This is a genomic window from Pseudomonas sp. 05T35 (assembly GCF_056396605.1).
In genome coordinates, this window is the sequence record NZ_JBFTLU010000692.1 from 1 (window position 1) to 1562 (window position 1562).

Annotated in this window: 1 protein-coding gene; it reads right to left on the reverse strand. The window is 58.7% G+C overall.

The window, feature by feature from the left end; translation table 11 throughout:
- Window positions 1-999: hypothetical protein (locus AC1DH9_RS28925; protein ID WP_477809310.1), on the reverse strand; the 999-nt coding region annotated here is incomplete at its 3' end.
- Between the last annotated feature and the right edge of the window lie 563 nt (window positions 1000-1562).

A 1562-nucleotide genomic window follows, 5' to 3' on the forward strand; every position in this document is an offset into this window, starting at 1 on the left:
GCTCAGCAGGCTGCGGATCGCGTTGCAGCCAAATCTGAACATCGGGGTGTGTTTGACATAGCGGATCTGCGCCTCGATATGATCGCGGCGCAACTTCGGCGTGCTGTACTTGCTGCTCTTGGCGCTGCTGGCCAGCCGCGCGGCGAGGCTTTCGGCCACGCTCTGCGACACGCCGGCGCGCACGATGTAGGTGGCCAGTTGGGTCGCGACCTGGTTGTAGGATGCATCAGCCTTGAGCGATTCGCTGTCGCACAGCAACTGGATACAGGTCGGCACCGGTTCGCGGATCTTCTCCATGTCTGCCGACGACGCGATGATCACCAACTTGGACTTGGCGTTGACGCGCTTCTTGGCCTCTTCAAACATGGCCTTCAGCTCGTGAACCTTCCGCCCCTGTGGGTCGTCCACCTCGACGGTGCGCGGCGCCTTGACCCACTCGCGGTAACGGTCAACGGTCAGCACAGCCAGTTCATCCGGCGTCACCGGCACCCGATATTTACCGTCATAGCGCTGTAGGTTGACGATGCGGAAACTGTTGCCCCGGCCGCTGCTGTAGACCGAGTAGTCGAGGCCCGTTACGAACAGTTCGCGAGCCATTTCCTTGTAGATTTCCGGCAGGCGCAGGAAGAAGCGTTGGCCCGTGAACAACGTCTCATTGACCAGAATGTGCAGGCCTTTGCTGCCAGACAGATAGATTTCGATGCAGTCCTTGGGGACGCCCATGCGGGTCAGCTTACCGACCAGTTCCTGGGCGCTGCTGATGGCCTGGCCAAGGTCGTCCTTGCAGTCGATGTCGAAGTACAGGGGGCCTCGGTAGCCGATCTTGTCGCGGTTACGCGGGATCTCGGCGTCGGTGCCGTCGCTGATCATCTGGTTCACGGCGAGGATGGTGAGCTTCTTCGCCCCCTGCGCCTTGGCCAACTCGACCGGGTCTTCGCCGGCGTTGAAGGGAAGCAGAAACCAGGCGTCGTGCTCAGACCGTTGATAATAATGATACATGCCGTTCCCCCCCTGTCGACGTGGTGCCGTTGATATCCGCCGAGGCGCGCCTCAGTTGCAGGAGGTCGATCGCTCTGGCCGGAACGTCCCGGTGGCGACGCGAGTCGCAGTCGGTTAACCAACCGGAGACGCTGTGCCGCGAATAGCCAGTGAGTAGCGCGAGGTCCTTGTGTGACAGGAGGTGGGATTTGGCGAGATTGCGGATGTACGCCATTCGATCATCCGCGGTCATGCTTTCCCCGGCGGTGCGGGGGCGATTGTGTTTAGTCAATTTGATTACCTGATCGCACCCCTGAAATCCAAGGGTTCCGTCTCAAAACAACAGTGGATCGGAAAAAGGCCCGGATAAGCCGATGTCAACTTGAGTGCCGCCCTTTCAGTGGGGCGGTCGCTCGTAATCAGTCCGTGTCGTTTAATGAATCAATCTGGTTCTGATGTTCAGCAGAAATCTTCTCTACTGGCTGTGGTTCTTTTTGGTTTTCATCTTGTATTAAGTTGTGCGAGGTACCACGTTGTTTGGCTTCTTCGGCCATCTTCGCCGCTATGGTCAAGTAAGGCTGCAC